At 69.3% G+C, this 24,603-nt stretch carries 22 protein-coding genes and 1 pseudogene; 16 read left to right on the forward strand and 7 right to left on the reverse strand.

All coding sequences use genetic code 11. The annotated features are described in order from the left end of the window. Nucleotides 1-12 precede the first annotated feature (12 nt). The 3 genes and pseudogenes from purM to arfB all read left to right on the forward strand — a co-directional run bounded on the left by purM (nucleotide 13) and on the right by arfB (nucleotide 2,661). Nucleotides 13-1,074, forward strand: coding sequence for a phosphoribosylformylglycinamidine cyclo-ligase (gene purM, locus ND450_RS34070; protein WP_253322409.1), 1,062 nt, complete (start codon nucleotides 13-15; stop codon nucleotides 1,072-1,074). 54 nt (nucleotides 1,075-1,128) lie between these two features. Then, nucleotides 1,129-1,587: pseudogene (locus ND450_RS34075) on the forward strand (SigE family RNA polymerase sigma factor); the annotation flags it as partial. Nucleotides 1,588-2,238: 651 nt separating this feature from the next. Next, nucleotides 2,239-2,661: an alternative ribosome rescue aminoacyl-tRNA hydrolase ArfB gene (arfB, locus tag ND450_RS34080; RefSeq protein ID WP_253322410.1), complete on the forward strand. Its 423-nt coding sequence runs from the start codon at nucleotides 2,239-2,241 to the stop codon at nucleotides 2,659-2,661. Nucleotides 2,662-2,664: 3 nt separating this feature from the next. Here arfB and ND450_RS34085 read toward each other — a convergent pair whose 3' ends face one another. Continuing rightward, nucleotides 2,665-3,330: a response regulator gene (locus tag ND450_RS34085; protein ID WP_253322411.1), complete on the reverse strand. Its 666-nt coding sequence runs from the start codon at nucleotides 3,328-3,330 to the stop codon at nucleotides 2,665-2,667. Continuing rightward, nucleotides 3,327-4,865: a sensor histidine kinase gene (locus ND450_RS34090; protein WP_253322412.1), complete on the reverse strand. Its 1,539-nt coding sequence runs from the start codon at nucleotides 4,863-4,865 to the stop codon at nucleotides 3,327-3,329. Before ND450_RS34090 ends, ND450_RS34085 begins: the two co-directional genes overlap by 4 nt. A gap of 130 nt (nucleotides 4,866-4,995) precedes the next feature. Here ND450_RS34090 and ND450_RS34095 point away from each other — a divergent pair, with 130 nt between their 5' ends. The 4 genes from ND450_RS34095 to ND450_RS34110 all read left to right on the forward strand — a co-directional run bounded on the left by ND450_RS34095 (nucleotide 4,996) and on the right by ND450_RS34110 (nucleotide 9,296). Next, nucleotides 4,996-5,964, forward strand: a complete 969-nt coding sequence (locus ND450_RS34095; RefSeq protein WP_253328077.1) for a tripartite tricarboxylate transporter substrate binding protein — start codon at nucleotides 4,996-4,998, stop codon at nucleotides 5,962-5,964. Beyond that, nucleotides 5,961-6,482, forward strand: coding sequence for a tripartite tricarboxylate transporter TctB family protein (locus ND450_RS34100; protein ID WP_089918749.1), 522 nt, complete (start codon nucleotides 5,961-5,963; stop codon nucleotides 6,480-6,482). The genes ND450_RS34095 and ND450_RS34100 overlap by 4 nt, the downstream gene beginning before the upstream one ends. Further along, nucleotides 6,483-7,994, forward strand: a complete 1,512-nt coding sequence (locus ND450_RS34105) for a tripartite tricarboxylate transporter permease (RefSeq protein ID WP_253322413.1) — start codon at nucleotides 6,483-6,485, stop codon at nucleotides 7,992-7,994. Nucleotides 7,995-8,165: 171 nt separating this feature from the next. Continuing rightward, the gene (locus ND450_RS34110; protein WP_253328013.1) at nucleotides 8,166-9,296 is read left to right on the forward strand and encodes an IS30 family transposase; all 1,131 of its coding nucleotides are present in this window, start codon (nucleotides 8,166-8,168) and stop codon (nucleotides 9,294-9,296) included. Nucleotides 9,297-9,342: 46 nt separating this feature from the next. Here the strand turns inward: ND450_RS34110 and ND450_RS34115 are convergent, their stop codons facing one another. The 4 genes from ND450_RS34115 to ND450_RS34130 all read right to left on the reverse strand — a co-directional run bounded on the left by ND450_RS34115 (nucleotide 9,343) and on the right by ND450_RS34130 (nucleotide 13,731). Continuing rightward, entirely contained in the window at nucleotides 9,343-9,852 is a 510-nt protein-coding gene (locus tag ND450_RS34115; protein WP_253322414.1) for a BTAD domain-containing putative transcriptional regulator, read from the reverse strand. Beyond that, nucleotides 9,849-10,115 (reverse strand): hypothetical protein, encoded by a 267-nt coding sequence (locus tag ND450_RS34120; RefSeq protein ID WP_253322415.1) that lies wholly within the window; start codon nucleotides 10,113-10,115, stop codon nucleotides 9,849-9,851. Before ND450_RS34120 ends, ND450_RS34115 begins: the two co-directional genes overlap by 4 nt. 1,055 nt (nucleotides 10,116-11,170) lie before the next feature. Further along, nucleotides 11,171-12,664, reverse strand: coding sequence for a CoA-acylating methylmalonate-semialdehyde dehydrogenase (locus ND450_RS34125; RefSeq protein WP_253322416.1), 1,494 nt, complete (start codon nucleotides 12,662-12,664; stop codon nucleotides 11,171-11,173). Further along, nucleotides 12,661-13,731 carry a LacI family DNA-binding transcriptional regulator gene (locus ND450_RS34130; protein ID WP_253322417.1) on the reverse strand — a complete coding sequence of 357 codons (1,071 nt, stop codon included), beginning with the start codon at nucleotides 13,729-13,731 and terminating at the stop codon, nucleotides 12,661-12,663. The genes ND450_RS34125 and ND450_RS34130 overlap by 4 nt, the downstream gene beginning before the upstream one ends. Nucleotides 13,732-13,864: 133 nt before the next feature. On the opposite strand from ND450_RS34130, the gene ND450_RS34135 reads away from it, so the two are divergent. The 9 genes from ND450_RS34135 to iolD are packed head-to-tail and all read left to right on the forward strand — an operon-like array spanning nucleotide 13,865 to nucleotide 23,272. Next, nucleotides 13,865-14,995 (forward strand): Gfo/Idh/MocA family oxidoreductase, encoded by a 1,131-nt coding sequence (locus tag ND450_RS34135; protein ID WP_253322418.1) that lies wholly within the window; start codon nucleotides 13,865-13,867, stop codon nucleotides 14,993-14,995. Between the two features lie 3 nt (nucleotides 14,996-14,998). Next, a complete protein-coding gene (locus ND450_RS34140) occupies nucleotides 14,999-15,859 on the forward strand; it encodes a TIM barrel protein (RefSeq protein WP_253322419.1) in 861 nt (286 codons plus the stop codon). 14 nt (nucleotides 15,860-15,873) lie between these two features. Then, nucleotides 15,874-16,860, forward strand: coding sequence for a sugar ABC transporter substrate-binding protein (locus ND450_RS34145; RefSeq protein ID WP_253322420.1), 987 nt, complete (start codon nucleotides 15,874-15,876; stop codon nucleotides 16,858-16,860). A 15-nt stretch (nucleotides 16,861-16,875) separates the two neighbouring features. After that, nucleotides 16,876-17,925, forward strand: a complete 1,050-nt coding sequence (locus ND450_RS34150) for an ABC transporter permease (protein ID WP_253322421.1) — start codon at nucleotides 16,876-16,878, stop codon at nucleotides 17,923-17,925. After that, entirely contained in the window at nucleotides 17,922-18,692 is a 771-nt protein-coding gene (locus ND450_RS34155) for an ATP-binding cassette domain-containing protein (protein ID WP_253322422.1), read from the forward strand. The genes ND450_RS34150 and ND450_RS34155 overlap by 4 nt, the downstream gene beginning before the upstream one ends. Further along, nucleotides 18,689-19,621 carry a 5-dehydro-2-deoxygluconokinase gene (gene iolC / locus ND450_RS34160; RefSeq protein WP_253322423.1) on the forward strand — a complete coding sequence of 311 codons (933 nt, stop codon included), beginning with the start codon at nucleotides 18,689-18,691 and terminating at the stop codon, nucleotides 19,619-19,621. Before ND450_RS34155 ends, iolC begins: the two co-directional genes overlap by 4 nt. After that, nucleotides 19,618-20,523: an aldolase gene (locus ND450_RS34165; RefSeq protein ID WP_253322424.1), complete on the forward strand. Its 906-nt coding sequence runs from the start codon at nucleotides 19,618-19,620 to the stop codon at nucleotides 20,521-20,523. Before iolC ends, ND450_RS34165 begins: the two co-directional genes overlap by 4 nt. Beyond that, nucleotides 20,520-21,407 carry a 5-deoxy-glucuronate isomerase gene (gene iolB / locus ND450_RS34170; protein WP_253322425.1) on the forward strand — a complete coding sequence of 296 codons (888 nt, stop codon included), beginning with the start codon at nucleotides 20,520-20,522 and terminating at the stop codon, nucleotides 21,405-21,407. Before ND450_RS34165 ends, iolB begins: the two co-directional genes overlap by 4 nt. Then, a complete protein-coding gene (gene iolD, locus ND450_RS34175) occupies nucleotides 21,404-23,272 on the forward strand; it encodes a 3D-(3,5/4)-trihydroxycyclohexane-1,2-dione acylhydrolase (decyclizing) (protein WP_253322426.1) in 1,869 nt (622 codons plus the stop codon). The genes iolB and iolD overlap by 4 nt, the downstream gene beginning before the upstream one ends. A 75-nt stretch (nucleotides 23,273-23,347) precedes the next feature. Here the strand turns inward: iolD and ND450_RS34180 are convergent, their stop codons facing one another. After that, nucleotides 23,348-24,514, reverse strand: coding sequence for a transposase (locus ND450_RS34180; RefSeq protein WP_253322427.1), 1,167 nt, complete (start codon nucleotides 24,512-24,514; stop codon nucleotides 23,348-23,350). Nucleotides 24,515-24,603 lie beyond the last annotated feature (89 nt).

Here is a 24,603-nt window from a genome sequence, read left to right on the forward strand (position 1 = left end):
GAAGAAGTTGACGTGACCGACAGCGCCAAGGCCACCTACGCCGCCGCCGGAGTCAGTATCGCCGCAGGTGACGAGGCGGTGGAGAAGCTCAAGCCGTGGGCGGCCAAGGCGCACCGGCCCGAGGTGCTGGGCGGCATCGGTGGCTTCGCGGGCCTGTTCCAGCTCAAGCTCGACCGCTGGAAGGAGCCGGTCCTCGCCTCGTCCACGGACGGCGTCGGCACCAAGATCGCCATCGCGCAGGCGCTCGACAAGCACGACACCGTCGGCATCGACCTGGTCGCCATGATCGTGGACGACCTGGTCGTGTGCGGCGCCGAGCCGTTGTTCGTGCAGGACTACATCGCGGTCGGCAAGGTCGTGCCGGACCGGATCGCGTCGCTGGTCAAGGGCATCGCCGAGGGCTGCGTCCAGGCCGGGTGCGCGCTGCTCGGCGGCGAGACCGCGGAGCACCCCGGCCTGATGGGCGACGACGACTACGACATCTCCGGCACCGGCGTCGGCGTGGTCGAGCAGTCGAAGCTGCTCGGCCCGGACCGCGTCCGCGACGGCGACGTCGTGATCGCGATGGGCTCGTCCGGCCTGCACTCCAACGGCTACTCGCTCGCCAGGCACGTGCTGCTGGAGATCGCGCGCATGCCGCTCGAGGGCCATGTCGAGGAGTTCGGCCGCACCCTCGGCGAGGAGATGCTGGAGCCGACCAAGATCTACGCCAAGGACTGCCTGGCGCTGATCGCCGAGACCGAGGTCCGCGGGTTCTCCCACGTCACCGGTGGTGGCCTGGCCGCGAACCTGGCCCGCGTGCTGCCGGAGGGCCTGCACGCGAAGCTCGACCGCGGCACCTGGACGCCCGCGCCGGTGTTCCAGCTCATCGCCCAGCGCGGCCGCGTGGAGCGCGAGGAGATGGAGAAGGCGTTCAACATGGGCGTCGGCATGGTCGCCGTCGTCGCGCCGGAGGACGTCGACCGCGCGCTGGCCGTGCTCACCGCCCGCCACGTGCCGGCGTGGGTGCTCGGCGAGATCTCCAAGTCCGACGAGGGCGGCGCCGCACTCGTTGGCGATCACCCGCGTTTCTGAGGCAACCTCCTGACCCGGTCGCCGCGTACTAAGCGGCGACCGAGGAGGGGGCACTTGGACAGGGACCGCGAGTTCGGGGAGTTCGTCGACGCACGTGCGCTGGTCATGCGTCGCACGGCTTATCTGCTGTGCGGCGACTGGCACCGCGCGGAGGACATAGTCCAGACCGCGTTGATCAAGATGTACGTGGCGTGGTCGCGCGTGCGCAAGGAGAGCGCCGACGCCTACGCCCGCAAGGTGCTCGTGCGGACCGCGATCGACGAGACGCGACGCGGCTTCTTCCAGCGTGAACGGACCGTCGACGCCGTGCCCGAGTCCGCCGTCACGGACTCCGCCTCCGACCTCGACCTGCGCGAGGCCCTCGACGCCCTGCCTCCGGGGCAACGCGCCGTCGTCGTGCTGCGCTACTGGGAGGACCTGAGCATCACCGAGACCGCCCGCATCCTCGGCAGGACGGAGGGCACGGTGAAGAGCCAGGCCGCCAAGGGGCTCGCCGCGTTGCGCGCGTTGCTGGAGGACGAGCCGCAACTGCGGATCTACCGCTCCGAGGTCATCCGCAAGGGCAGGACCAAGCTCGTGCGCAGGCGTGCCGCGATCGCGTCGGCACTGGCGTTCGTGCTGCTCGCCGGGCTCGGCACCAGCGCCTATCTGGCGCAACCGCGCGACAGTTCCGGGTCAGCGACGTCCTCGACGCTCAACCGCAACGTGGCACTGGCCGAGGTCCTGCGCGCCGCGAACGTCGTCCCCGCGGGGGTCGTGCTGGACGACCTCGCGGAGGGCAGGGCGATGACCTACCGCTCGGCGAACGGGTCCCCGTACGCCGCGGTGCGCCTGACCGACGCGCTGGGCACGAGCGGCTTGAAGGTCGCGATCGACCGCGTCACCCCGCCTCAGAACCTCACGTGCCCCCAACCGGCGTCGGCACGGGACTGCTACGTCGACCCGGCGACCGGGTACCACGTCCGGACCAGCTTCCTGGAGGAGCCCGGTGGCGTCGTCGGCTGGGTCGCCGAGGTGGTGCGCCCCAACGGCGCACGGATCGAGGTCAGGAGCGACAACCGCGATCCCGAGACCGACGCCGTGACCAGGCCGGAACCGGTCCTGGGCAGGGAGGCGGTCATAAAGATCGCGACATCACCGGCCCTCGCCTTCTAACCTGGAGGCATGGACGACGTGACCGTGACGAGGACGCTGGTGCTGCCGGCGTCCGAGTTGCGCGAACGCTTCTCCAGGTCAGGTGGGCCGGGCGGGCAGGGGGTGAACACGGCGGACAGCCGTGTGGAGCTCTCGTTCGACCTGGCTGCCTCGCCGTCGGTCCCCGAGCACCTGAAGAGCCGCATGCTCGAACGGCTGGCAGGCCGGCTGGTCGACGGCGTGCTCACGATCGCCGCGTCCGAGCACCGCGCGCAGCTGCAGAACCGCGCGGCCGCCCGCGAACGCCTCGCCGCGGTCCTGCGGGCCGCGGCCGCACCGCCGCCTCCGGTGCGCAGGGCGACGAAGCCCACGAAGGGGTCGAAGGAGCGGCGCATCGCCGGCAAGAAGCGCCGCGCCGAGACGAAGCGCGGCCGTTCGGGCTCCTGGGACTGAGCCTCACACCACCATCGCGTAGATCCGTTCCGGCCGTCCGGTCCCGCCGTAGCGCAACCGCACCTCGGCCCGTCCCATCGCTACGAAGTGCTCCAGGTACCGGCGCGCGCTCACCCGCGCCACACCGGTCGACGACGCGCACTCCGATGCCGACAGCCCCTGCGGGTGCGCCCGCAGCGCGTTCTCGACCAGCCGGGCGGTCTCCGGCGTCAACCCCTTGGGCAGCAACGGCTTCGAGGTCGGCCGCGCACCGAACACCTGGTCCACGTCCGCCTGCCCGGCCGCGTCGAGCCCGTGGAACCTCTCGCGCAGCGACGCGAAGTGCGCGAGCTGGTCGCGCAGGGCCGAGTAGTCGAACGGCTTGATCAGGTAGTGCAGCACGCCACCGCGCATCGCGCTGCGCACGGTGTCGACGTCGGTCGCCGCCGTGATCACGATGACGTCAACGTCCTCGTTGGCGCGCAACGACTTCAGCACGTCGAGCCCGTTGACGTCCGGCAGGTAGACGTCGAGCAGCACGAGGTCGGGCTTCAGCGCCGAGACCGCCTTCAGCGCGTCCGCGCCGTTGTGCGCGACGCCGACCACCTCGAAGCCCTCGGTGCGCGTCACGTATCCACTGTGGACCTTCGCCACCATGAAGTCGTCGTCGACGACCAGCACCCGGATCACCAGGGCAGCCTTGCCGTGAAGACCGACCCGGACACGCTCACGGATCCGCCGCGGCGCAGGCACGCCCGCCTGATCAACGCGAGGCCGATGCCGCGTTCGCCGTGCGAGGCCGCCTTGGTCGTGAACCCGTGCCGGAACACCTCTTCCGCGAGCTCCGGTGCCACGCCCGGCCCCGAGTCCCGCACCACGACCTGGACCTCGTCGTCCAGCTGCACCACACCCACCTCGATCCACTTCCCCGCGCCGTTCGCGTTCAACGAACCCAGCGCGTCCAACGCGTTGTCGACGAGGTTCCCCAGCACCATCACCAGGTCCGCCGACAACGCCTCGTCGACCCTGCCCAGCACGCTGTCCGGGCCCAGCCGCAGCGCCGTGCCGCGTTCGGCCGCGAGCGACGCCTTGGCGATCAGCAGCGCGGCCACGGCGGGGTCGCCGATCGACGAACCGACCTCGGTCCGCCACTGGTCCTGCGCCGAGCTGATCTGGTGAATGTAGTTGGTGACCTCGTCGTACTCCTTCAACGAGATCAGCCCGGCGATGGTGTGCAGCCGGTTCGCGAACTCGTGCGCCTGCGCCCGCAGCGTGTCCGTGGCGTGCTGCGAGGCGTCGAGCTCGTGTTGCAGCGCAAGGAGTTCCGTGCGGTCCCGCATCGTCACGACCGCGCCCTCACCGCCGTCGATCGGCATGCGGTTCAGCGTCAGCACGACGCCCTGGCGCAGCACCAGCTGGTCGACGCCGGTCGCGCGGCCGGTCAGCACGTCGCGCAGCCGGTCGTTGAGCTCGAGCTCCTCGACCGAACGGCCGACCGCGTCCTCCGGCAACGCCAGCAGGTCGCTCGCGTGGTCGTTGACCAGCGTGATCCGGTTGTGGCCGTCGAGACCGACGACGCCCTCGCGGATGCCGTGCAGCAACGCCTCGCGGTTCTCGACCAGCGCGGTGATCTCGTGCGGTTCCAGCCCGAGCGTCTGGTTCTTCACCCTGCGCGCCAGCAGCAACGACCCGGTGACGCCGATGATCAGCGCGATCGCCAGGTAGCGCAGCACGTCGACGGGCTGCTCCAGCGCGCCCGCGAAGATGCCGGGGTCCTGCGCGCCCGCGATCACCATGCCGTTGACGCGGCGGCTCACCGGGTCGAACACCGGCACGTGCGCCTCGATGGAGTCGCCGATCGTGCCCGTCCACGACCGGCCCTCGAGCGCGGTGTCCCTGGTGTCCAGAGTGGACCCGATCTGCGCGGGGTCCGGAGAGGCGATCACGAGCTGCTTGTCGTTGAGGATCAGCACGTAGGAGGCGCCGGACAGGCTGCGGGCCGTCTCGGCGGGTGCGGACAGCTCGCGCCAGTTGCCCATCCGCTCCTGGACCAGCGAATTCGCGGCCACCGTCTCGGCGACCGCCAGCATCCGCCGTTCCTCGTTGGAGCGAAAGTTGCTGCCCGTCTGGACGACTGTCAGCGCGCCGACCGCGCCGAGCAGCAGCGTGACGACTACGAGTTGCCATGCGAGGAGTTGGCTGGCCAGGGATCGGCGACGACGCATGTGACCTCCCGTGACCAGAAAGACCGAAAGAAACCTTGAGAGCGCAAGAGCGACATCAAGGTTTACACGAGAGCAACATGTCCAACCACGCGGACGAGAGGCGGGGATCACAGTGTCGGTGAAGGTGTGGGTGGCGGTGGCGACGGCGTTGCTCGCCGTCCTGCTCGTCCCACCGCTGCTGACGCCCGGTGCGGACAGCGGTGAGACGAACCAGGTCAGGGCGTTGCGGGTGCTCGTGCCGAACGCGCCCGGCGGCGGTTACGACATCACCGCGCGCACGGCGGCGAAGGCCATGGAGGACGCTGACCTGCTGCGCAACGCCGAGGTGTTCAACCTCCCCGGCGCCGGCGGCACGGTCGGGCTCGGCCGCACGGTCGGTGAGCGCGGCAACGGCAAGCTGATCATGTCGATGGGCCTGGGAGTCGTCGGCGCGGTGTACACGAACAAGTCGCCGAACTCGCTGCTCGACACCACCCCGATCGCGAAGCTGATCGAGGAGCCGGACATCGTCGTGGTCGCGAAGGACTCGCCGTACACGTCGATGCAACAACTGGTCGACGCGTGGAAGGCGAACCCCGGCACCGTGACGGTCGGCGGGGGTTCGGCGCCCGGCGGCCCCGACCACCTCGCGCCGATGCTGATCGCGAAGGCCGTGGGCCTGGAGCCGAAGACGGTCAACTACATCCCGTTCGACGGCGGTGGTGAGCTGCTGGCCAGCGTTCTGGGCGGCAAGGTCGCGTTCGGCGTCTCCGGCGTCGGCGAGTACCGCGACCAGATCCAGGCCGGCACGTTGCGGGTGCTCGCGGTGACGAGCAAGGACCGCATCGAGGGCGTCGACGCGCCGACGCTGCGGCAGTCCGGTGTGGACGTCGAGTTCACCAACTGGCGCGGCATCGTCGCGCCGCCGGGGATCTCGCCGACCGACAGGGCGAAGCTGGTCGAGGTGTTCCAGAACCTGCAGAAGACGCCGCAGTGGAAAGAAGCCCTGCAGCGCAACGGGTGGACGGACGCCTTCGCGCCGGGAGACGAGTTCGGGACCTTCCTGGAGAACGAGAACAAGCGGGTGGCAACGGTGCTGAAGGACTTGGGGCTGGCATGACGACCGTGACCGAGCCGGACCAGCGCAGGAGCTGGTTCCGCGAACACTCCGAGCTGGGCATCTGCGTCCTGCTGGTCGTGCTCGGCGTGCTGGTGCTGACCGACGCGCTGAGCATCCCGACGGACTTCGCCCAGCGCGGCCCCGTCGGCCCGAAGGCGGTGCCGATCCTCGTCGGCTCGCTGCTGCTGGTCGTCGCCGCCCTGCTGGCCCGCGACGTGCTGCGCGGCGGCAAGGGCGAGGCGGAGGCCGGCGAGGACGTCGACCTGTCCGCGCCCGCCGACTGGCGCACGGTCCTGCTGCTGTGCGGTGCCTTCCTCGCGAACGCCGCGCTGATCGGCGTGGTCGGCTTCCCGATCTCCGGCGCGATCCTCTTCTGGGGCTCCGCCTACGCCCTCGGCAGCCGCAACCTGGTGCGCGACCCGTTGATCGCGGCCGGATTGTCGATCTTCACGTTCGTCATGTTCAACAACCTGCTCGGCGTCCCGCTCCCCGGTGGCCCGTTGATGGAGGTGTTCTAGGTGGAACAACTGCTCGACGGCTTCGCCACGGCGCTGACGCCGACACACCTTCTGCTCGCCGCCGTCGGCGTGCTGCTGGGCACCGCGATCGGTGTCCTGCCGGGCATCGGCCCGGCCATGGCGGTCGCCCTCCTGCTGCCCGTCACCTACGGCATGGAGCCGACCGGCGCGTTCATCATGTTCGCGGGCATCTACTACGGCGGCATGTTCGGCGGCTCGACCACGTCGATCCTGCTGAACACACCGGGCGAGAGCGCCGCGGTCGTGGCGGCGTTCGAAGGCAATCCCATGGCCCGCAAGGGCCGAGGGGCGCAAGCGCTTGCCGCCGCCGCCATCGGCCACTTCACCGGCGGCATCATCGGCACGATCCTGATCGTCCTGCTGGCCCCGTTCGTCGCGAAGCACGCCGTCGACATCGGTGCCCCGGACCTGTTCGCCGTCATGGTGCTGGCGTTCATCGCCGTCACGTCGGTGCTCGGTGCCTCCCGGATCCGCGGCGTCGCGTCGTTGCTCATCGGCCTGACCCTGGGCCTCGTCGGCCTGGACGAGATGACCGGCCAGCAACGCCTCACGTTCGGCTCGCTGCACCTGGCCGACGGCATCGACATCGTCGTGGTCGCCGTCGCTCTCTTCGCGGTCGGCGAGGCCCTGTGGGTAGCGGCCCACCTGCGCCGCAAGCCGTTCGAGCCGATCCCGGTGGGCCGCCCGTGGCTTTCGAAGGCGGACCTGAAGCGCACCTGGAAGCCGTGGCTGCGCGGCCCGGTGATCGGCTTCCCGTTCGGCGCGATCCCGGCCGGCGGCGCGGAGATCCCGACCTTCCTGTCGTACGTGACGGAGAAGCGGCTCTCCAAGCACAAGGACGAGTTCGGCAAGGGCGCCATCGAGGGCGTCGCGGGCCCGGAGTCGACCGCCTCCGCTTCCGCCGCGGGCACTCTCGTCACGATGCTGACCCTCGGCCTGCCGACGACGGCGGTCGCGGCCGTCATGCTCGCGGCGTTCCAGCAGTACGGCATCCAGCCCGGCCCGTTGCTGTTCCAGCGCGAGTCCGGCCTGGTCTGGGCGCTGATCGCGTCGCTGTTCATCGGCCTGACCCTGCTGCTGGTGCTCAACCTCCCGCTGGCCCCGCTGTGGGCGAAGCTGCTGCGGATCCCGAGGCCGTACCTCTACGCGGGCATCCTGTTCTTCGCCTCGGTCGGCGCCTACGCGGTCAACGCGGACATCTTCGACCTGCTGCTGATGTTCGTGATCGGCCTGCTGGGCTTCGGCATGCGCCGCTACGGCCTGCCGGTGCTGCCCGCGATCATCGGCGTGATCCTCGGCCCGGCCGCGGAGCAGCAGATGCGCCGGTCACTCCAGTTGTCGGACGGCTCGTTGACGGGGCTGGTCAACAGCCCGATGGCGGTCATCGTCTACGTGGTCATCCTGGTGATCCTGTTCTTCCCGCTCATCAAGAGGTTCCTGCCCAAGCCGCCCGCGGCGGCGGAGCCGGAACGCGAGAAGGTCGACGCCTGATCGCGTTGTGGAGAAAGCCCCCGCTCTCCCGGCCTTGGGTTCAAGTGGTCGTTGCAACACCTGAGTTGAGGGGTTGCGGTGGACTTCGAGATCCGGAGCGATCGGGGGCCGCAGGGCCGGAAGAAGCTGGTACGTGAGCGGGAGCTTTACCTTTCCCTGATGGATCAGGGGATGAGCAACACTCAGGCGTGCCGGGTCGTGGGGGTCAACGAGCGGACCGGGCGTGAGTGGCGTCGAGGACGGCCGGAAGGCCGTGTGAAGAGGTCTCGTCCACCAGCGCGCAAGACGGTGCGGGTGGACGGGACCTCGTCTCGTTTCCTGACCGAGGACGAGCGGATCGTGATCGCGGATCTGCGGCGGGCCAGGGTGACGGTGCGGGCGATCGCGGTCGAGCTGGGCCGGCCGCCCTCGACGATCAGCCGGGAACTCAAACGCAACTCTCACCAGGTCAGTGGCGATTATCGGCCGCATGCCGCGCAGTCTCGTGCGGATGCGCGACGGGCTCGTCCGAAGGGCGGGAAACTGGCCGCTTGCCCGGAGTTGCGCGAGGTCGTTCAGGGGTGGCTGGGGCTGGAATGGAGCCCGGAGCAGATCAGCCGTAGCCTGCGGCGGGAGTTTCCCGACCGGCCGGAGATGCGGGTGTCGCACGAGACCATCTATCAAGCCCTCTACGTCCAAGGCCGCGGTGAGTTGCGGCGCGAGCTGACACGGGCGTTGCGCACCGGCCGCACCTATCGCAAGCCCCAGACCAGGTCCGATCAGCGTGCTTCCCGGTTCATCGCGCCGATGGTGATGATCAGTGACCGTCCCGCCGAAGCCGAGGACCGGGCCGTCCCTGGACACTGGGAAGGCGATCTGATCATCGGCAAGGACCAGAAATCCCAGATCGGTACCCTGGTTGAACGCGCGACTCGCTACGTGATGCTCGTGCACCTGCCCGGCGACCGGACCGCCGAGACCGTCCGTGACGCCCTGGCCGCCACCATCGCCACCCTGCCCGCCGAGCTGAAACGCTCCCTGACCTGGGACCAGGGCACGGAAATGGCTCTGCACCACCAGTTCAGCACCGCCGCGGGCCTGCCGGTCTACTTCTGCGACCCGCACTCACCCTGGCAACGCGGCAGCAACGAGAACACCAACGGCCTGCTGCGCCAGTACTTCCCCAAAGGCACCGACCTCTCGGTCCACAGCGCCGAACACCTCAACATGATCGCCGCACGACTCAACGGCCGCCCACGCAAAACGCTCGGCTGGGACAACCCAGCCGAGCGTCTCGTTAAGCTCCTGACCGAAGCCAGTTAGCCATCTGTGTTGCAACGACCCCTTGAAAGCACCGGCGGGGGCTTTCTCATGCGCTGCGCACGATCAGGATCGCGAACGGTTTGTCGTCCTCCGGCCCGCGCACGGCGAGTTCGGTCTGCTCGCGCAACGTCGCCCACAGCTCCATCACGCGGGCCACCTGCGGCTCGGACAGGCCGCACGTGCTCACGAACGCCCGCACCTGCTCGGGCTTCGTCGGCAGCTTGCCGCGCTTGAGCAACGAGTAGACCTGGCTGCGGGGCAACACGCTGCCCGCGCGGCGGTGGATCTCCGGCAGGCTCAGGCCCGACCGGGTCCGGATCGTCCGCAACAGCTCGACGAACTCGGTCTCGGTCGCCGCCCGCAGTTCGGCGGTCGACGTCGCGAGCAACGGGCGCGCCGGTCGCGGTTCGATGCCGAGCTCGCTCTCGAGAACCGCGCTGACCTCGTAGTAGGCCGCGATCGCGTCCGAACGCCTGCCCTGTCTCGACATGCCGTGCAGCAGCTGTGCCCAGAGCCGGTTCAGGCGCTCGATCGACTCGCCGTCCGGACACGTCATCGCTGGTCGTCCTCCCAGACCACCACCGGGCCCGCCGGTGGGAGCGGCCCGAACCTCGCGGTGAACGGCCGGCTGCGGCTCAGCGTGATCGTCACCGCGAGCACGGCGGCCGTCGTCGACACGGACACGACCGGCGAGTGGTCGTGCGCGAGCATCCACGCGGTGAAGACGAAGGCGGCCGCGGCCAGCAGGACCGTGCTGGTGCCGGAGGTGGCACAGCGCCTGCGCGGGTGCAGCGCCCCGTTGTAGGGCGAAGTGGTCATCGAAACTCCTGGAAAGGGCTCGGCGCGTCACCGTGCGCCGAAGGGGACCAGCTGGTGTGGGAACAGCTCCGAGCCGAATGCGCGGAATGCGTCCACGCGGGCAATTGGCGTTGCCGCGGAACTCGGCGACATAACGGCTCGACTACGAGGATGTCACTCACACGGGTGATTGCCAACCGAATCACCGTCCAGGTTTTTCGCGGCTCGTGCAACGGCGTCCGAACTCGTCCAACGGAGTCCAAATGACCAGTTTCTGTCATCTTCCGCGGCGCTGCTGACCACGTCGTCGGCAATTGTTCGTATTGACGACGTCCAATGCCGTCCAACCGTCTGGTCGGTGTGGTGGTGGGCCGCTAGGCTCGCGCACGCCCCGGAGCGTCATTCCGGTGGTGAGAAACCCCTGGCCGAGCTTGGGACCAGCTGAGCAGCGGGGTGCGGCCTCCTGTTGGCGCGGGAGGCCGTCACGCGCCGCCACTGCTCCACCCAGCCGTCGAGCGCCCCGGCAGGCTCTCCGCAGCCGGTGAGGAAGGCTCTGAGCGGCTCTTCCTGCTTCGGGAGGCGGTATCTGCACATCGCGTGTGCGCTGCTCTTCGCCAACGCGTGCTCACCCGCGTTGACCGAGACGTCCTGGAACGAAAGCCCTCTCGACAGGCGCAGCTGGTTCAGTGCGCAGATGAACTCGGCGTGGTTGCGGGCGCGGCATGCCGTCGCGAAAGGACTGTCGTCCTCACTGGGCGACATCGTGTTCGGTCCTCCTGCTGAGGGCTCTTCCTTTCTCCGGTGTAACGAACGGTGCGGCGTTCGCGAGAAAGGAAGCGATGTTCGGCTGTGTGAACGCGGATCCTACCTCCGCGTCCAGCGCCTTTGTCGAATCGATCCGCCGCGTCCGGATATTCCAAGATCAGCGAAACTGAACTCGAATTCAGCAGGACAATCGTTCGCTTAGTTCATCTGACCAGATCAGCGAGTCGTCCGCGTTCGAATTGGTTCGTACCAGATGAAAACGGCCGCTCTGTTCACCCGAGGCGGACAGAGCGGCCGTTGCTCCGAACGGATCAGCCGTGCGTCGGGAATCCCAGGTTCACGCCGTGCTGCTGCGGCCACCGAGCCGTCACGGCCTTCGCCCGCGTGTAGAACTTCACGCCCTCAGCCCCGTGCACGTGCGTGTCCCCGAACAGCGAGTCCTTCCACCCGCCGAACGAGTAGTAGGCCATCGGCACGGGGATCGGAACGTTGATCCCGACCATCCCGACCTGAACCCGCCGCTGGAACTCCCGCGCAGCCAGCCCGTCACCGGTGTAGATCGCAGTGCCGTTCCCGTACGGGTTGGCGTTCACCAACTCGAGCGCGTCCTCGAAGGTCTCCGCGCGCACGACCGCCAGCACCGGCCCGAAGATCTCGTCGGTGTAGATCGTCATGTCCGGCGTCACGTGGTCGAACAACGTGGGCGCCAGCCAGAACCCGCCCTCGGCACCCGCGGGCGCGTGCCCACGTCCGTCGACGACCAACGAGGCACCGGCCGCCTCACCCGCATCCACATAGGACCGAACCCGATCCCGGTGCACCCCGGTGACCAACGGCCCCATCTGCGCAGAGGGATCAGTCCCTGGCAGCACAGACGGGTGCAGTTCACGAGTCCGGTCGGCGATCTTCTCGACCAACGAGTCACCCGCCGAGCCCACGGCCACGACCACCGAAATGGCCATGCAGCGCTCGCCAGCAGACCCGTAACCAGCGGAAACGGCAGCGTCGGCTGCCACGTCGAGGTCGGCGTCGGGCAGCACGACCATGTGGTTCTTGGCGCCGCCCAACGCCTGCACGCGCTTGCCGGCCGCCGTGCCGCGCGCGTAGACGTGCCGTGCGATCGGAGTCGAGCCGACGAACGACGCCGCGGCCACGTCCGGGTGGTCGAGCAGCGCGTTGACCGCGAAGGCATCGCCTTGCAGGACGTTCAACACGCCGTCGGGCAGGCCGGCCTCCTGGAACAGCTCGGCCAGCCGCACCGAGGCCGACGGGTCGCGCTCGGAAGGCTTGAGGACGAAGGTGTTCCCGGTCGCGATGGCGATGGGGAACATCCACATCGGCACCATCACGGGGAAGTTGAACGGCGTGATGCCCGCGACCACACCCAGCGGCTGCCGCAACGAGTACGCGTCGACCCCGCGCGAGACCTGCTCGGAGTGCTCGCCCTTCAGCAGCTGCGGGATCCCGCACGCGAACTCGACGACCTCCAGCCCGCGCTGCACCTCACCGGCCGCGTCCGACAACACCTTGCCGTGCTCGGACGTGATGATCGCGGCGAGCTCGTCGCGGTGCGTGTGCAGCAGGTGGCGGTACTCGAAGAGGATCCGCGAGCGCGTCGCCAGCGACGACTCCGACCAGGACTGCGCCGCCTTCAGCGACGAGGAGACGGCGAGGTCGACGTCGGCCTGCTCGGCCAGCACGACCTGGGCGGCGACCTCGCCGGTGGCGGGGTTGAAGACGTCCGAGGTCCGGGACGACACGCCGCTGGTGCGGGCGCCGTCGATCCAGTGGGGGATGGTGCTCAACGCAAGCCTCCGTGTTCTTGGTCGCGGCTTCGCCGCTCCGCCGACTTCGCCTCGAAGTCGGCCGTCCGACGCGAAGTCGCTGGCGGTGCGGTCGTGTTGCGAACAACGAGTGAGGGTGTGAGGAGATGGCGCACGGGCTCCGTGCGCTCTTCCCGGACGCGCTGCAGAAGCGCTCCGGCGGCCAACCGGCCGAACTCGGCACGGGGCTGGTCGATCGTGGTGAGAGAAACGTGCCGCAACGCGGCCAACGAAGTGTTGTCGTACCCCACAACGGAAACATCGCCCGGCACGCGCAACCCGGCGTCCTCCAACGCGGAAATCGCCCCCACGGCGTTGAAGTCGTTGCAAGACAAGATCGCCGTGGGCAGAACACGATCCGAAATCAACGACCGGATCGCCCGAGCCCCAGCAGCATCGGTGTACTCGGAAGACACGACCTGAGGCACAAGCCCATGCGACTCCATGGCCGCGACATACCCGCGCCGACGCGGTCCGGCCTGCGTGCCCTCACCGCCGTCCAAGTGAGCAATCCGCTGATGCCCCAACGAAACCAGGTGGTCCACGGCCAGCCGCGCCCCGACCTCGCCGTCGTCGTTGACGGTATCCACAGTGGACACACGAGACGACCGGGCCACCAGCACGACGGGGAGTTGCTCCGCAGCCTTGGAAATAGCCGTCGCCGGCACGACGGGCGACAACAGGATCAGCCCGGCGGGCCGGAAGGACAGCAACGAATCCAAAGCACGGCGCTCGCGGGCGGGAGAGCGGCCGCCGGTGTTGATGATGACGTCGAACCCCTGCTCGCGCGCCACCTCGTCGATGCCGTCCACGACCTCCGCGAAGAACGCGTTGTGCAGGTCGGACACCATCACGCCGAGCACGGTGGACGTGCGCGACGCCAGTGAGCGCGCCATGGCGTGCGGCGAGTAGCCCAGTTCCTCCGCGGCCTTCAGGACAGCACTGCGTCGCAGCTCGCTCACCTTCGGTGAACCGCGCATCACCAGTGACACCAGGGCGCGCGACACGCCCGCGCGCAGAGCGACGTCTTCCATCGTCGGCCTGACCACCGGCAACACCTCCCCTCACGTCACGGGCAGGAAACGCACCCTTGACACCCGTGTGACGCAAGCTACAGCATTAGAGCGCTCCAACCAATAGAGCGCTCTAACAGATCAAACCGATGAACAGGGGAAACCTGCGATGCGGATCGGAGTAGCGGGTGTCGGCAGGATCGGCACCATGCACGCGACCAACCTCGCCGCACTGGATCGGGTCGACGAGGTGCTCCTCTTCGACCCGGTGCCCGGTCGCGCAGCGCAGGCGTCAGCGGACCTCGCCGGAACGAAGGCGGTCGACGACCTCGACACGTTGCTCGGCAACGTCGACGGCGTCCTGCTGGCGACCCCGACGAACACCCATCCCGAGATGCTGCGCGCGGCGATCGCCAAGGGCGTCCCGACGCTGTGCGAGAAGCCGATCGCGAGCGACGTCGCCGAGATGACGGCGCTGGTCGAGGACGTCGAGAAGTCCGGCGTCGAGGTGCTGGTGGGCTTCCAGCGCCGGTTCGACCCGGCGATCTACGAGCTGAACCGCCGCATCAGGGCGGGCGAGGTCGGGGACATCTACCTGGTCAGGGCCATCGGCAACGACGCGAACCCGCCGGACTTCTCCTACCTGCCGGCGTCCGGCGGCATCTTCCGCGACCTGCTGATCCACGACCTCGACTGCGTGCCGTGGCTGGTCGGCCAGCGGGTCGTCGAGGTCTACGCGAGCGGGTCCGTGCTGGTGCACCAGGCGTTCGCCGACGCGGACGACGTGGACAACGCCGTCGTGATGCTGAAGTTCGAGGGCGGCGCGCACGCCACGCTGGCCGGCGGACGGCACGACCCGGTCGGCTACGACCACCGCATCGAGGTCATGGGCAGCAAGGACTCGCTCGTCGCCGGCGTCGACCCGCGCACCCCGCTCAACTCGCTGGAACCCGGCGGTCACGTGGCGGGAGACGACGCCTACCCCGGCTTCCCGGAGCGCTTCCACCGCGCGTACGTCAACGAGATGAACCTGTTCACGCAGGTCATCAAGGGCGAGGTCGCGAATCCGTCCCCGGCGCGGGAGAGTTTGATCAGCCTCCGCCTGGCAGAAGCTTGTGAACAGTCGCGTCGCAGCGGCGCACCGGTGAGGATCGAGGAACCGCGTCGGTCGTCCGGTCACCCGCTTCCGTCGAATTCGGCGGAGCCCAATTCGGCGGAAGCGAGTCGGCCGGACGGCCGACTTGAAGGCGGTTCCTCCGCGACGCCGGAGGCGGCGCAGTTGAACACAGAGGGGAACTGAGGCATGGCGAAGATCGCTGGAGCACCGATCTCCTGGGGTGTCTGCGAGGTTCCGGGCTGGGGTGACGTGCTCCCGTCCGAGACGGTCCTGAGCCAGATGCACTCACTCGGCCTCACCGCCACCGAACTCGGCCCGCCCGACTACCTCCCGGCCGACCCCGAGCAGCTCAAGACCCTGCTGAAAAGCCACGAACTCGGCCTCGTCGGCGGCTTCCTGGCGGTCACGCTGCACACCGACGTCCAGTCCACACTGGACGAAGCCGACCGCGTCGCCGCCATCCTCGAGGCAGGTGGCGCCGAGGTGCTGGTGCTGGCCGCGGCGACCGGCCTGGACGGCTACGACGAGACCCCGAAGCTCAGCGACGACGAGTGGAAGACGCTCGTCGACACCTGCGCGAAGATCCGCGAGATCGCCGCGAAGCACGGCCTCAAGACCGTGCTGCACCCGCACGTGGGCACCCACGTCGAGCGGGAGGCGGAGGTCGACCGGTTCCTCGCGGACTCCGATCTCCAGCTCTGCCTGGACACCGGCCACCTCCTCATCGGTGGCACGGACCCGGTCGAGCTGGCGCGCCGCTACCCGGACCGGATCGGTCACGTGCACCTCAAGGACGTGCGTGACGAGATCGCGGCGAAGGTGCGCAGCGGCGAGCTCAGTTACACCGATGCCGTGGAACAGGGCATCTACGTGCCGCTCGGGGACGGTGACGTGGACGTGGAAGCGCTGGTGCAGTCTGTTCAAGAGGCGGGCTACACCGGTTGGTTCGTGTTGGAGCAGGACACCCAGCTCAAGCACGGAAGTCCGGTGGACAAGCCACTTCAGGACACCGCGCGCAGCCTTGCGCACCTCAGCAAGATCCTCTGAAGGGACTGGAGACGATGAAGTCTCGTCTGGTCATCCGCGCGGGCGTGGCGCTCGCGGGTGTTGCTCTACTCGCCGCCTGTAGCGGTCCCACTGGTACGAACACGCAGGACACCGGCAGCAACAACAGCTCGCAGGCCTCGGGTGACCTCAAGGTGTCCGTGATCACGCACGGCACCGCGGGCGACGCGTTCTGGAGCGTCGTGAAGGTCGGCGCCGAGGACGCGGGCAAGCAGCTCGGCGTCGGCGTCACCTACAACTCCGACGGCGACCCCGGCGCCCAGGCCAAGCTGATCGACAACGCCGTGTCGCAGAAGGTCGGCGGCATCGTGGTGTCGATGGCGAACCCGGACGCGCTCAAGACCTCCATCGAGAACGCGGTGAAGGCCGGCATCCCGGTCATCACGATCAACTCCGGCAGCGCGAAAAGCGCGGAGTTCGGTGCCATGGCGCACGTCGGCCAGGAGGAGACGATCGCCGGTGAGGAAGCCGGCAAGAAGCTCAAGGCCGCCGGCAAGACCAAGCTGCTCTGCGTGATCCACGAGGCCGGCAACTCGGGCCTCAACCAGCGCTGCGACGGTGCCCGCACCGGCTTCGGCGGCGCGGTAGAGAACCTGCAGGTCGACATCTCCAACCCGACCGACGTCGAGGCCCGCATCAAGGCCAAGCTGCAGTCCGACACCGCGGTCGACGGCGTGCTGGCCCTCAACCCGCAGGTCGCCGTGAACGCGGCGTCCGCCATCAAGGGCGCGAGCTCCAAGGCGCAGGTCGCCACGTTCGACCTCAACGCGGACGTGGTCAACTCGATCAAGGCCGGCGAGGTGCTCTTCGCCGTCGACCAGCAGCAGTACCAGCAGGGCTACCTGCCGGTCGTGATGCTGAAGCTCTTCAAGGACAACGCCAACACGCTCGGTGGTGGCAAGCCCGTCCTCACCGGTCCCGGCTTCGTCGACAAGTCCAACGTGGACAAGGTCGCGGAGTACGCCAAGAACGGCAAGAGGTAAGGAGGAGGCGGGGAGATGACCGTGACGGCCACAGCTCCACCGGCTGCCGACGAACGACTGGGCAAGCCCAGGGTGATGGATCAGCTGATCAAACGCCCTGAGATCGGCGCGATGCTCGGCGCACTGCTGGTGTTCCTGTTCTTCTCCGTGGTCACCGAGCAGTTCCTGAGCATGGGCGGGGCGGCCACCTGGCTGGACGACGCCTCCATGCTCGGGATCATGGCGGTCGCGGTGGCACTGCTGATGATCGGCGGCGAGTTCGACCTGTCCGCCGGCGTCATGACCGCGTCCACCGCGCTCGTCACGGCTCTCCTCGCCACCCAGCTCGGGCTGAACGTCTGGCTCGCGTTGCTGGTCTCGCTCGCCTTCGCGCTGGCGGTGGGCGCGCTGAACGGCTGGCTCGTGATGCGCACGGGCCTGCCGAGCTTCATCGTGACGCTGGGCAGCTTCCTCGCGTTGCAGGGCCTCAACCTCGGCATCACGCGCCTGGTCACGGGCAGCGTGCAGGTGTCGGGCATGCGGGAGGCGGCCGGGTACGAGTCGGCCGGGTTCCTGTTCGCCTCGACGTTCCAGATCGGCGGCACGAGCTTCTACGTGTCGATCATCTGGTGGGTCCTGTTCACGGTCGTCGCCTCGACCGTGTTGCTGCGCACCAGGTTCGGCAACTGGATCTTCGCGATCGGCGGCGCCGCGCAGAGCTCGCGCGCGGTCGGTGTGCCGGTCGTGCGGTCGAAGATCCTGCTGTTCATGACGACGGCGTTCGCCGCGTGGCTCGTCGGCTCGATCAACATCCTGCGGTACGCGAGCGTGCAGGCGAACCAGGGCATCGGCCTCGAGTTCCAGTACATCATCGCGGCGGTGATCGGAGGGTGCCTGCTCACCGGTGGCTTCGGCTCCGCGGTAGGTGCCGCGATCGGCGCGCTGATCTTCGGCATGGCGCGGCAGGGCATCGTGTACGCCGGCTGGAACAGCGACTGGTTCCAGCTGTTCCTCGGCGTGATGCTGCTGGCCGCCGTGCTGGTCAACAACATGCTGCGCCGCCGGGCGGAAAGGGTCAGGCGATGACGTCACTGATCGAGACCGAGGACATCGGCAAGACCTACGGCAGCGTCATCGCGCTGAGCGACGTGTCCACCGTGGTCAACGCCGGTGAGGTCACCTGCGTGCTCGGCGACAACGGCGCCGGCAAGTCGACCCTGATCAAGATCCTGGCCGGTGTGCACCAGCACGACCGGGGCTCGTTCAAGGTCGAGGGCGAGGAGATCCGCTTCTCGTCGCCCCGCGAGGCACTGGACCGCGGCATCGCGACCGTGTACCAGGACCTGGCGGTCGTGCCGCTGATGTCGGTGTGGCGCAACTTCTTCCTGGGCTCCGAGCCGACGACGAAGTTCGGCTTCCTGGACAGCAAGAAGGGCAAGGCGGTCACCAAGAAGGCGTTGTCCGACATGGGCATCGACCTCCGCGACGTCGAGCAGCCCGTCGGCACGCTGTCCGGTGGTGAACGGCAGTGCGTCGCCATCGCCCGCGCCGTGCACTTCGGCGCCAAGGTGCTGATCCTCGACGAACCGACCGCGGCGCTCGGCGTCAAGCAGGCCGGTGTGGTGCTGAAGTACGTGGCGCAGGCGCGTGATCGCGGGCTCGGCGTCGTGCTGATCACCCACAACCCGCACCACGCCTACCCGGTCGGCAACCGGTTCCTGCTGCTCAAGCGGGGCCGCGCGCTGGGCAGCTACGAGAAGTCCGAGATCGACATCAACGAACTCACCAAGCAGATGGCCGGTGGCGCCGAACTCGAGGCGCTGGAGCACGAGCTGCGAGGTGTCGAGGCGTGAGTTCGCTGGAAGTGCTGACCGTCGGCCGGGTCGGCGTCGACCTGTACCCGGAGCAGTCCGGGGTGCCGCTGGCCCGGGTCAGCACCTTCGCCAAGTCGCTCGGCGGCACCGCGACCAACGTCGCGGTCGCCGCCGCCCGCCTCGGCCGCCGTGCCGGGGTGCTGACCAAGGTCGGCCCGGACGGCTTCGGCACGTACGTCCGCGAGGCGCTGGAGGGCTTCGGCGTCTCGTCGGAGTACGTCGGCACCTCGCCGGACCTGCTGACCCCGGTGGTGTTCTGCGAGCTCGACCCGCCCGCCGACCCGCCGTTGCTGTTCTACCGCCTGCCGATCGCGCCCGACCTGACGATCGGCGAGGACGACGTGCCGTGGTCGCTCACGCGCGAGGTCCCGCTGTTGTGGGTCACCGGCACGGGCGTCTCCGCGGAGCCGGCCAGGACGTCGCAACGGATGATGCTCGCGAACCGCGCGCGCAACGGGCACACCGTGCTGGACCTGGACTACCGGCCGATGTTCTGGCCGGACGTGAAGACCGCGCGGGCCGAGATCGGCTGGATGCTCGACCACGTCACGGTCGCCGTCGGCAACCGCACCGAGTGCGAGATCGCCGTCGGCACGGCCGATCCCGACGAGGCAGCCGACCGGCTGCTGGCGCACGGGATCTCGCTGGCCCTGGTCAAGAAGGGCGCCGAGGGCGTGCTCGTGGCCACGCCGGCCGGCCGGTGGACCGTCGAGCCGAACCCCGTCGAGGTCGTGTGCGGGCTCGGCGCCGGGGACGCGTTCGGCGGCTCCCTGGTGCACGGCCTGCTGTCCGGCTGGGACCCGGTGAAGATCGCGCGGTACGCCAACGCGGCCGGCGCGATCGTCGCGTCCCGGCTGGCCTGCGCGGACGCGATGCCGGATCAGGAAGAGATCGAGGAACTGCTTTGATCACCGATGGCCAGTGGCGGGAACTGTTGTGGCGGCGGGCGGAGGACCCCGGCTCGATCAGACGGGCCTACCAGTCCCGCAAGCGGCGGAACTCGTTGCTGAACGGCAAGTCCACGCTGTTCCTGGTCGCGGCGGACCACCCGGCGCGCGGCGCGCTCGGCGTCGGCGGCGACCCGCTGGCGATGGCCGACCGCCGGTCGTTGCTGGCCCGCCTGCTGACGGCGCTGGCGAACCCCGAGGTCGACGGCGTGCTCGGCACGCCGGACGTGATCGAGGACCTGCTGCTGCTCGACGGCCTGAACGAACGCGTGGTCATCGGCTCGATGAACCGCGGCGGCCTCGCCGGCGCGGACTGGGAGATCGACGACAGGTTCACCGCGTACGACGCGTCGTCCATCGCGACGTTCGGCCTGGACGGCGGCAAGATGCTGCTGCGCCTGGTCGACTCGGACCCCGGCACGATCCCGACGCTGGAAGGCTGCGCGCGGGCCGTCACCGAGCTCGCGGAGCACGGCCTGATGGCGATGGTCGAACCGCTGCCGTACAAGCGCGACCACAACGACAAGCTGGTGCTGCAGAAGGACGCCGCGGCGCTCTCCCGCGCGTCGGCCGTCGCCGCCGGTCTCGGCTCGACCTCCGCCTACACGTGGCTGAAGCTGCCCGCGCCGGAGGAGCCGGAGGTCGTGCTGGACACCACCGCGTTGCCCGCGCTGGTGCTCGGCGGTGTGCCCTCCGAACGGCCTGAGGACGACCTCAAGTCGTGGGGCCGCTCGCTGCAACATCCGACCGTGCGCGGACTCGTCGTCGGCCGGGCGCTGCTCTACCCGCCGGACGGTGACGTGGCGTCCGCCGTCGCCGCCGCCGCCGAGATCCTGCGCGCCGCGAAGGGAGTCACGGAATGAGTCTGCACCGTCCACACGGGACGCTCTCGACCTCTGGCGACGTCATCGCGCTGACCCCGGAGGACGCGGGCTGGGCCTACACGGGCCTGCGCGTGCTGCGGATCGAGGCCGGCGGCACGCGCACGGTCGAGACCGGCGAGTTCGAGGCGTTCGTGCTGCCGCTGGCCGGATCGCTGGTGGTCGAGGCCGACGACGAGCGCTTCGAACTGCAGGGCCGCGAGTCGGTCTTCACCCGCGTCACCGACTTCGCCTACGTCCCGCGCGACGCCTCGGTTCGGCTGTCCTCTGTGGACGGCTGCGAGATCGCGCTTCCCATGGCGCGCTGCGAGAACCGCCTCACGCCGAAGTACGGCCCGGCCGACGCCGTGCCCGTCGAGGTGCGCGGCTCCGGCAACGCGACCCGCCAGGTCACGAACTTCGGCGTGCCGGGGGTGTGGGACCACGCGGACAAGCTCAACGCGTGCGAGCTGATCACGCCGGACGGCAACTGGTCCTCGTACCCGCCGCACAAGCACGACGAGTCCGAGCCGTGCGAGGTGAACAACGAGGAGATCTACTACTTCCGCGTCGCCGACCGCGACGGAGTCACCCCGTCCCGCACCGGTTTCGGCTTCCACCGCACGTACACCGACGACGGCACGATCGACGAGGACGTGACCGTGCGGGACGGCGACGTCTTCCTGATCCCGCGCGGCTACCACGGCCCGTGCGTCGCGGCGCCGGGCTACCCCATGTACTACCTGAACGTTCTCGCTGGTCCGGGCCCCGAGCGCTCGATGGCGTTCTGCGACGACCCGGCCCACACCTGGGTCCGCGACAGCTGGGCGACGCAGGAACTGGACCCGCGTTGCCCGGTCACGACAGCAGAGGGGCGCGTCAAGTGAAGCTCACGACCGCGCAGGCGCTGGTCCGCTGGATGCTCGCCCAGCAGACCGAACTGCAGGACGGCACCACGGCACCGCTGTTCCCCGGCGTGTTCGCGATCTTCGGGCACGGCAACGTCCTGGGCATCGGCAACGCCCTGGAGGAGGTCCGCGACCGCCTCCCGGTGTGGCGCGGCCACAACGAGCAGGGCATGGCGCTCGCGGCCGTCGGCATCGGCAAGGTCACGCACCGCCGCCAGGTCGGCGTCGCCACGTCGTCGATCGGCCCCGGCGCCCTCAACATGGTCACCGCGGCAGGCGTCGCCCACGCCAACCGCCTGCCCCTCCTGCTGCTGCCCGGCGACACCTTCACCGGCCGCGCCCCGGACCCGGTCCTGCAGCAGGTCGAGCACTTCCACGACCCGACCGCGACGGTCAACGACGCGTTCCGCGCGGTCAGCCGCTACTTCGACCGCATCACCAGGCCCGAGCAGCTGCTGTCGACGTTGCCGCAGGTCGCACGCGTCCTCACCGACCCGGCCGACTGCGGCCCGGTGACCCTCGCACTGCCGCAGGACGTCCAGGCGGAGTCCTACGACTTCCCCGACGCCCTGTTCGCCCCGGTCCTGCACCGACCGCTGCGCCTGCGCCCCGACCTCAACGCGCTCTCCGCGGCGGCCGCCGCCATCCGGAGCGCCTCCCGGCCGTTGCTGGTGCTGGGCGGTGGCGTCCGCTACTCCGGCGCGGCCGGCCGCGCCCTGCGGTTCGCCGAGCAGCACGGCATCCCGGTCGTCGAGACCACGGCGGGCCGCACGCTGGTCCCGCACGAGCACCCGCTGCACGCCGGTCCGCTCGGCATCACCGGCTCGACCTCGGCCAACGTCCTCGCGGGCGAGGCCGACCTGGTCATCGCCGTCGGAACGCGCCTGCAGGACTTCACCACCGCGTCCTGGACCGTCTTCTCCCCGGACGCGCACCTGCTCTCCCTGAACGCGGCCCGCTTCGACGCCGTGAAGCACGGCTCGACCGCGTTGGTGGCCGACGCCGACGAGGGCCTGCGCGAGCTCACCGACCTGCTGGCGTCCTGGCGGGCGCCCGCGGACTGGGCCGCGCGCGCCCGGACCGAACGCGAGAAGTGGGACGTCCACATCACGAAGCTCCGCACCCCGGGCGAAGGCCTCCCGACCTATGCGCAGGTCGTCGGCGTCGTGAACGACGTCAGCGAGCCCACCGACTACGTCATGACGGCGTCCGGCGGCCTCCCCGGCGAACTGATCGGCGGCTGGCGCGCGACCGGCGAGTCCACGATGGACGTCGAGTACGGCTTCTCCTGCATGGGCTACGAACTGGCGGGCGCCTGGGGAGCCGCGATCGCCCACACCCAGGGCGTCGTCACCACGCTCCTCGGCGACGGCAGCTACCTGATGCTGAACTCCGAACTGTTCTCCGCGGCCTTCGCGGGCCACGGCTTCGTGGCGGTGGTCTGCGACAACGACGGCTACGCCGTGATCCACCGCCTCCAGACCGGTCAGGGCGGCGCGGGCTACAACAACCTCTACGCCGACTGCACCTCCTCGCACCGGGAACCCCCGCGCACCGACTTCGCGGGGCACGCCGCCGCCATGGGCTGCGCGGTGTTCACCGTCGACTCCCTCGGTGACCTGGAAGGCGCTTACCGCAAGGCGCGCGAAGCGGCTGTCGCGGAGAAGCGCCCGGCCGTGGTCGTGATCCGCACGCACCCGTCGTCGTGGACGGAAGCCGGGGCCTGGTGGGAGGTCGGCGTGCCGGAGGTGTCGCACCGGGACGAGATCGCGTCGGCCCGTGCGGAGGTGCTGGAGGGCAAGGCCAGGCAGGTCCGCTACATGAGGTCAACTTCTCGGCCCTGAGGATCGAGCGTGATGCTCGGACCTCAAGCCAGGTCGCGTTCTCCGTGCGCCACTGGGTGTGACGTGCGGGCCGCATCAACCCGCCGCTTGTGCGGCGGCGGGTTCGGGTGCGTTGACGTGCACCCACGCCGACCGTGCCCGGTTCCGGACGTTCACGGCGGCGACGACGTCGGCGGGTCCAGCGAGACCGCACCGGCGACAGCAGAAGGTGTCCCTGGTGGGACGGTTGGAACGAGACGTGTCCTTGCAGCGCGGACACGTCTGCGAGGTGTAGTGCGCGTCCACGACGAGCACGGGCACTCCGGCGCGGCGTGCTTTGTAGCGGATGTGTGCTTCGAGCTGGTGGAACGGCCATGAGCTGTGGGTGGCTCGCTGGTGCCGGGCAACCGTGACCCGGTCGCGGATACCGCTCAAGTCCTCGAGCGCGATCCCGCGACCGGTGCGTTCGGCAACAGCCACCAACTGCTTGGCGATCTTGTGGTTGACGTGTGTCGAGTGCCGCTGCTCGCGACGCGCTCTTTTCTTCAGCCGCCGGGTCGCCGACTTCGTTCTCCTGGCCTGCAACTCGGAGCGGACGCGGGCGTGCCGGCGCCGGTAGCGGTTCACCCCGCGGCCCTGGTGGTCGTCCGCGTCGCTGGTGGTCGCGAGATTCACGATGCCGCGGTCCACGCCGAGCCAGTCGACCGGTTCGAACTGCGGCTCCTCTGGCACCTCGCAGGTCGCCAGCAGGAACCATGTGCCGTCGCGGTGCAGCAGGTCACTTTCGCCCTTGCGGTGCTCACGCAATGTCTTGAGCTGGTGAGGAGAACCCGCGAACCGCACGTTCTTCATCCGGCCCGCCGTGGTCCAGATCGACACGGTGCCCGCGTCGTGGTTCCACGACAGACACCGGTCGTCGAAGGGCTGCGCCGCATCCAGCCGGAACGCGATCGGCTTCGACCCGGCTTTGACCCGGCGCTTCGAGCCGGGCTTGCCGAGGTTTCCGGCTCGGATGGCCGCGTGCAGCGCGGCATAGGCGTCCGCGACCTTCTTGATCACGTGCTGGGCGGCCTGCGCGCCCAGGCCGCGGGCCTTCAACTCCGCATAGGTGTGCTTGCGCAACGCGTATTCACGGAAGACCCCGTGGTCGAACGCGGTCCGCGACACCCAGCCCGCGGACTCGTTGCAGCCGTGCAGAGTCGCGGCCAAAGCGGCCAACTGCACGACGTCCGGCAGCAGCTTCACCCGCACCACGATCTTCACGGCGGAGACCGTACATCGGTTGGGATCACCTCGATTGGGTCGAAACCAGACATTCGCAGGTCCTTGTGACCAGCTGAGCTGAACTCCAA

Origin of the sequence: Lentzea sp. HUAS12 (genome assembly GCF_024125735.1) — a bacterium.
GTDB lineage: Bacteria > Actinomycetota > Actinomycetes > Mycobacteriales > Pseudonocardiaceae > Lentzea > Lentzea albida.